Origin of the sequence: Clostridium sp. DSM 8431 (genome assembly GCF_900116755.1) — a bacterium.
Lineage (GTDB): Bacteria > Bacillota > Clostridia > Clostridiales > Clostridiaceae > Clostridium.
In genome coordinates this window covers 1-7219 of sequence record NZ_FPBY01000164.1, presented here as the reverse complement: position 1 = coordinate 7219, position 7219 = coordinate 1, and the positions used below count along the sequence as shown (strand labels likewise).

Annotated in this window: 6 protein-coding genes and 1 pseudogene; all 7 read right to left on the bottom strand. The window is 29.8% G+C overall.

The window, feature by feature from the left end; all coding sequences use genetic code 11:
* Nucleotides 1–181, bottom strand: a pseudogene (locus BM384_RS13860) (IS701 family transposase); the annotation flags it as partial.
* 183 nt (nucleotides 182–364) lie between these two features.
* Entirely contained in the window at nucleotides 365–1210 is an 846-nt protein-coding gene (gene speB, locus BM384_RS13855) for an agmatinase (RefSeq protein WP_090014458.1), read from the bottom strand.
* Entirely contained in the window at nucleotides 1203–2057 is an 855-nt protein-coding gene (gene speE, locus BM384_RS13850) for a polyamine aminopropyltransferase (protein WP_090014456.1), read from the bottom strand. Before speE ends, speB begins: the two co-directional genes overlap by 8 nt.
* Before the next feature lie 3 nt (nucleotides 2058–2060).
* Nucleotides 2061–3512 carry an aminotransferase class I/II-fold pyridoxal phosphate-dependent enzyme gene (locus BM384_RS13845; protein ID WP_090014455.1) on the bottom strand — a complete coding sequence of 484 codons (1452 nt, stop codon included), beginning with the start codon at nucleotides 3510–3512 and terminating at the stop codon, nucleotides 2061–2063.
* A gap of 16 nt (nucleotides 3513–3528) precedes the next feature.
* On the bottom strand, nucleotides 3529–4359 hold the full coding sequence (gene speD, locus BM384_RS13840) for an adenosylmethionine decarboxylase (RefSeq protein WP_175537391.1): 831 nt from the start codon (nucleotides 4357–4359) through the stop codon (nucleotides 3529–3531).
* A 61-nt stretch (nucleotides 4360–4420) separates the two neighbouring features.
* Entirely contained in the window at nucleotides 4421–5551 is a 1131-nt protein-coding gene (nspC, locus tag BM384_RS13835) for a carboxynorspermidine decarboxylase (RefSeq protein ID WP_090014452.1), read from the bottom strand.
* Between the two features lie 11 nt (nucleotides 5552–5562).
* Nucleotides 5563–6762: a saccharopine dehydrogenase family protein gene (locus BM384_RS13830; RefSeq protein WP_090014451.1), complete on the bottom strand. Its 1200-nt coding sequence runs from the start codon at nucleotides 6760–6762 to the stop codon at nucleotides 5563–5565.
* Nucleotides 6763–7219: the final 457 nt, after the last annotated feature.

The following is a 7219-nucleotide window of genomic DNA, read 5'->3' as shown; positions in this document are numbered from 1 at the left end:
GTCTTGCAGGTGCAAGCTCCGCTATGTCGGAAATCTTACCATTAAAGCCTTTAGATATCATAGCATTCATGATATTTTCTAAATGCTTTAACTGAGGATTTGTTAAGTAAAAATCAAAATTTAATTGATTAAAAAATTTGTATATTGATGGTTCGTTTGATATAATTGTGTTCTGAAACATTTATGTATCTCCTTGTTGAATTTTGTGTAGGAACTTAATTATAACAGAGATTTATCATAAATGTTTTTTTATTTTATTCAGTTGTAAAATTATTCAAGCATTTTTGCACTATTATAGTATTATATATTATTAGTCTAAAGATGTAAAATAAAATACCTCCCATGAAATCACAGGAGATATTCCTTAACTTATTGCTAACAGTAGTTCTCTAAGAATCTTGCAAGCTATAGCAGTAGATCTACCACTATTATCATAATGAGGACTAAGTTCAACAATATCAAAGCCAACTATATTTAATTTTGACACCTTTAAAATAGCATCTAATAATTCCTTAAAACTAACTCCTCCTGCTTCTGGAGTGCCTGTACCCGGAAACTCTGATGGATCTAAAACATCTAAATCAATAGTAAAATAAACTGGCTTATCTCCTATTTTTTTTAAATCCTCTTCTAAACCACTAAAATCAAACTTAGTTAAATTGCTATTTTCTTCAGCAAATTTAAATTCTGCCTTTTCACCAGATCTTATGCCATATTGATATAGATTTTTATGCCCTATAATCTCTAAAGTTCTTCTCATTACAGTAGCATGAGAAAGCTTCTCTCCTAAATAATCATCTCTTAAATCAGTATGAGCATCAAAATGAACTACTTGTAAGTTCTCATACCTTTTAGCAAAGGCTCTTATAGTACCTAAGGTTACAAGATGCTCTCCCCCTATCATAACCGGCATTTTTTTATCTTTTAAAACCTTATCTGCATATTCTTCTATATCCTGAAGAACTCTAGAGGTATTTCCAAAGCATAAATCAAGATCTCCTCCATCAAATACCTTAATATCTTCTAAGTCTCTATCTTGATATGGACTATAAGTTTCTATTCCAAAAGATTCACTTCTAATAGCCTTACTTCCAAATCTTGTACCTGGTCTAAAGGAAGTAGTTCCATCAAAAGGAGCTCCAAATAAAACTATATCAGCCTCATCATATTCACATTCACATCCAATAAAAGTTTCAACATTTTTATTCATTGTTAATCACCATCATTTCTTTAACGTAGTTTGGTAATGAAAAAGCACCCTTATGAAGCCCAGTATTATAATATCTAGTTTTAATATTAAGCTTATTCCACTTATCTTCCTTAATATCTTCTACTGGGTCATATTTTTTAGAAGCAAAACCAAAATACCAATGACCTGATGGGTAGGTTGGAATATATGCTTCATATACTTTTGATATAGGGAAAATTTCATCTATTCTCTTATGTGCTCTTTTCATGGAGTTTTCATAATCATGATAAAAATCACTTTCATGTTGATTAATTAAAATTCCATCTTCCTTTAATGCTCTATAACAGTTTCCATAAAACTCTTTTGTAAATAATCCTTCACCTGGGCCAAAGGGATCTGTAGAGTCTACTATTATAAGATCATATATATTTTCTTTATTTCTAACAAATTTAAGACCATCTTGATAATATAAATTAACTCTATCTTCCTTAAGCTTACAAGATACTGAAGGCAAATATTCTATACAGCTCTTTACTACCTCTTCATCTATTTCCACTAAATCTATATTACTTATAAAATCATATTTACATAGTTCTCTAATAGCTCCACCATCTCCACCGCCGATAACAAGTACATTTTTAATATTTAAATTAACAGCCATAGCAGTATGAGTTATCATTTCATGGTATATGAATTCATCCTTTTCTGTAAGCATCATAAAACCATCTAAAGTTAAAAACCTTCCAAATTCATCACTTTCTAAAATATCTATTCTTTGAAACTTACTTTCCTTTGTAAAAACTTGCTTATTAACTTTAATCGAAAAACGTGCATTTTTTGAATGTTCTTCTGTAAACCATAAATCCATATACTAAACCTCCAAAACATTTATATACTCAATTTTTTCATCTTCTGTTCCAGTTAAAGAACAACCCTTATCTTTAGCATATTTAATATAATCTAAGATTTCCCTTGTAATTCTTTCTCCTGGAGCAAGTATTGGTATCCCTGGAGGATAACACATTACAAATTCTCCACAAACCCTATTTTCACTTTCTTCTATCTTTATAGCTTCCTTATCTGCATAAAAAGCTTCCTGTGGAGCCTTTACTACATCTGGCTCAATATACTCATGATCAAACATATTTTTCTTTTCTTTAGAATAACAATTTTTAATATCACATAATGATGAAATAAGTCTTTCGATTCCCTGTTCTTCATCACCTACTGATACAATAGCTAATATATTTCCAAGATCTCCAAATTCAATTTGAATATCATACTCATCTCTTAAAATTGAATAAACTTCTATACCTGCAAGTCCAATGCCCTGAGTATATATAGATAACTTAGTTACATCAAAATCAAAAACATATTTATTATCAATAATCTCTTTAGAATAAGCATAAAGTCCCTGTATTTTATTAATTTCTTCCCTTGCATACTCAACATAATCAATAATTTTATCTGTTATCTCTTTCCCTCTTAATGCAAGATTTCTTCTTGATATATCTAATGAAGATAATAAAAGATAAGAAGCACTTGTGGTCTGAGTTAAATTTATAATTTGATGAACATGCCCCTTATTTATATCATTATTAATAAGTAGTATAGAACTTTGAGTTAATGACCCACCTGTTTTATGCATACTAACTGCTGCCATATCTGCCCCTGCTTCCATTGCTGACATAGGAAGTTTATCACTGAAATAAAAATGAGTTCCGTGGGCCTCATCAACTAAAACCTTCATTCCAAAGCTATGAGCAAGCTCAGTTATCCCCTTTAAATCAGAACATATTCCATAGTAAGTTGGGTTATTAACTAAAATAGCCTTAGCATCTCTATTTTCCAAAATTGCCTTTTTAACATCTTCAACTGACATACCTAAAGGAATTCCAATATCTTTTCTTGTGCCAGGATTAACATAAACAGGAACAGCACCACATAAAATCAAAGCATTAATAGCACTTCTATGTACATTCCTTGGCATTATGATTTTATCTCCCTTTTTACAGACACTCATAACCATTGCTTGTACAGCTGATGTTGTTCCATTAACCATAAAGAAGGCATCCTTTGCTTTAAAAGCTTTTGCAGCTAATTTTTGAGCTTCTTTTATAACTGAAACAGGATGACATAAATTATCTAAAGGCTTCATAGAATTAACATCTACAGTTAAACACTGCTCCCCTAAAAATTCTGTTAATTCTCTATTACCCTTTCCCCTTTTATGACCTGGTACATCAAAAGGAAGTACCCTCATTTTTTTATATCTATTTAAAGCCTCAAGTATAGGCGCACTTTCATTTTTAAGTTCTTTCATTTCTTCCCCTCTCTAACTAATAAATATTAGTACCACTAAATATTTCAATCATTTCCTGACGCAAACTATTTGTAATTTCAAGTCTCTTTTTTGGAGGAAGTTCATATACATCTGTATTAAATAGATAATTTTGAAGTTCCATTTCCTTTACAAGCATCTTTGTGTGAAAAATATTAGCTTGATACACGTTTACATCTATAGCATCATATTTTTTTAGTGTTTCTTCAGCTATATAATTTTGTATTGAATTTATATAATGATCTATAAAAATCTTCTTTCCATCAACATTTCGCGTAAATCCTCTAACCCTATAATCAATAGTTATAATATCTGAATCAAAACTTCCAATTAAATAATCTAAAACATTTAAGGGAGAAATTGTTCCACACGTAGCTACATCAATATCCACTCTAAAGGTTGCAATTGAAGTATCAGGATGATATTCAGGATAAGTATGAACTGTAACATGACTTTTATCTAAATGACCTATTACAGATTCCCTAGTTTTTAAAACTTCTTCCTCTTTTGAATATTTCCCCAAATTACAGGACTTATCTATAAGCGACAAAGGTAGATTCTGTTCTGAAATTGTTAGTGTAACACTAGCACCTTGAGGGTCATAATCCTGCTTTGAAATATTTAAAACATGAGCCCCTATCATTTCTGTGACATGCTTTAATATATTAGTTAATCTTTCAGCATTATACTGTTCATCAATATATGCAATATACTTCTTTTGCTCTTTTTCAGTCTTTGCATAACAAATATCATAAATATTAAAGCTTAATGTCTTTGTTAGATTATTAAAACCATATAACTTAATCTTATCAGTCAAAACCTTCATCACTCCTTTACAAAAATAAAAATCCCTTGTTTTTTTATAACAAGGGATTTATCAATAGACTTAATTATAATCTTGATTTAAAATCATCATATTTAAATTCTTTGACAACTTTAAAACCATTATCATTTAGTAAAACTATATCTGGTAGATTAATCCCGTTAAACGTATTATTTTTAACCATGCTGTAATGAGCCATATCACAAAATACTAGTTTATCTCCAGCCTTAAGCTTACTTTTAAAAGAATAATCACCTATAATATCTCCAGCAAGACATGTTGGCCCTCCTAATCTATAAGTATAATCAAATTCTGAAGGCTTTCCTGCTTCTATAATTTCTGGACGATAAGGCATTTCAAGTACATCAGGCATATGACATTCTGCTGATGTATCCATTATAGCTATATCCATTCCATTTTTCATAGTATCAAGTACTGTAGAAACAAGGTATCCTGTATTTAATGCAATTGCTTCTCCAGGCTCTAAATAAACTTCTATATTATATTTTTCTTTTATAAATAGTATAGATTTAACTAGGCAGTCTATATCATAATCATCTCTTGTAATATGGTGCCCTCCTCCAAAGTTAATCCATTTTACCTTGCTTAAAATATCTCCAAATTTTTCATCTACGACCTTTATAGTCCTCTCTAATGTATCTGAATTCTGCTCACACATTGTATGAAAATGAATACCACAAAGTCCATCTAAATTCTTATCCTTTAAATTTTCCAAAGTTGTACCCATTCTAGAATTTTTAAAACAAGGATTATAAATATCTGTTTCTATTTCTGAATACTCAGGATTTATTCTTATTGCACATTCAATTTCTCTATCACAGTCTTTCACCTTATCTCTAAACTTTTCCCATTGATTAAAAGTATTAAAAACAATGTGGTCACTATATTTTAAAATTTCATCAAACTCGTCATCTCTATAAGCCGGTGCATATATATGTACCTCTTTACCCATTTCTTCAAAACCTAGTTTTGCTTCAAATAAAGAGCTAGATGCTGCTCCATCTAAATATTCAGCAATTAAAGGATATAATGAATACATAGAAAAAGCCTTTTGTGCTAAAAGAATCTTACATCCTGTTTTATCTTTAACTTTTTTCAAAATTTCTAAATTTCTTCTTATAAGTCTCTCATCAACTACGTAACAAGGAGTTCTTAAATTAGTAAAATCTATTTTCATTTATAAAACTCCTAATCTATTAAATCTGGTGCAAAGCTTTCTTTCCATGGAAGGCCAAACTTATTTAATGCTTCCATAAATGGATCTGGGTCAAATTCTTCTATATTAAACACTCCAGGTCCTTTCCACTTACCAGTCATAAGCATCATAGCTCCAATCATAGCTGGTACTCCTGTTGTATAAGAAATTGCTTGAGAACCAACTTCCTTATAACATTCTTGATGGTCACAAACATTATAAACATAATAAGTTTTTTCTTTGCCATCCTTAACACCAGTAAATATACATCCTATATTAGTTTTACCCTTAGTTCTTGGACCTAGTGATGCTGGGTCTGGTAAAACTGCTTTTAAGAATTGAAGTGGTACTATTTCCTTTCCTTCAAATTCAATAGGTTCTATAGATGTCATCCCTACATTTTCAAGGACCTTTAAATGTGTTAAATAACTCTCTGAGAAAGTCATCCAAAATCTCATTTTCTTAATTCCTGGCATATTTAAAGCTAAGGATTCTAATTCTTCATGGTGAAGTAAATATATATCCTTAGGTCCTATTTCAGGTAAATCATAAACTCTCTTTATAGACATAGGATCAGTTTCAATAAACTTACCATCTTCAAAGTAGCTTCCTTTTGCACTTACTTCTCTTATATTTATTTCAGGATTAAAGTTAGTTGCAAAAGGATATCCATGATCTCCTGCATTTGCATCTACTATATCTATTGTATGAATTTCATCAAAATAATGTTTTAATGCATAAGCACTAAATACTCCAGTAACTCCTGGGTCAAATCCACTTCCTAGAAGAGCTGTAATTCCTGCTTCTTTAAACTTTTCTCTATAAGCCCACTGCCATTTATATTCAAATTTTGCAGTATCAAGTGGTTCATAATTAGCTGTATCCATATAATTAACTTTAGTAGCAAGACAAGCATCCATTATAGTTAAATCTTGATATGGAAGTGCCACATTTATAACTATATCAGGCTTAAAATCATTAATAAGCTCAATTAATTCATCTACATTATCAGCATCTACCTTAGCTGTGGTGATTTTAGTTTTTCCTCCTGAAAGTTTATCTTTTAAAGCATCACACTTTGAAAGAGTTCTGCTGGCTATACATATTTCCTCAAATACCTCTGAATTTTGGCAGCATTTGTGAACTACAACACTAGCAACGCCACCTGCACCTATAATTAATGCTTTTCCCATTTTTGCACACCTCTTCTTTTATATTTATTTATTAGTAAAACAAGGATATTATACATTATTTATATAAAGTTAGCAATACTAATTTTAAAGATTAGTAATACTAAATTTTTATGTCAAAAAACAACTATTTGTTCATTTTTAAATTAATTTCCATATAAAATTCATAGTTTTTTTAAGTTTATATAAAAATAAATGGCTCAATTATTAAATATAGTGATAAATAAAACTAACTATTCAAATATAGATGGACGACCTTTAAAATTCGTATTTATATAGGGATGTTTACCTTTAGTGTGCTTATATCAACAATTAATTTTCTTTTTGAGGAATTATTCATAGATTTTATCATTTCTAATACTTTATTGTAATGCTCATACGAATTCAAATATATCATCTCCTAAAAAATCTTTGTTAAGATGATTAACACATTTTATCACTTTTATTCATAATACAGCCA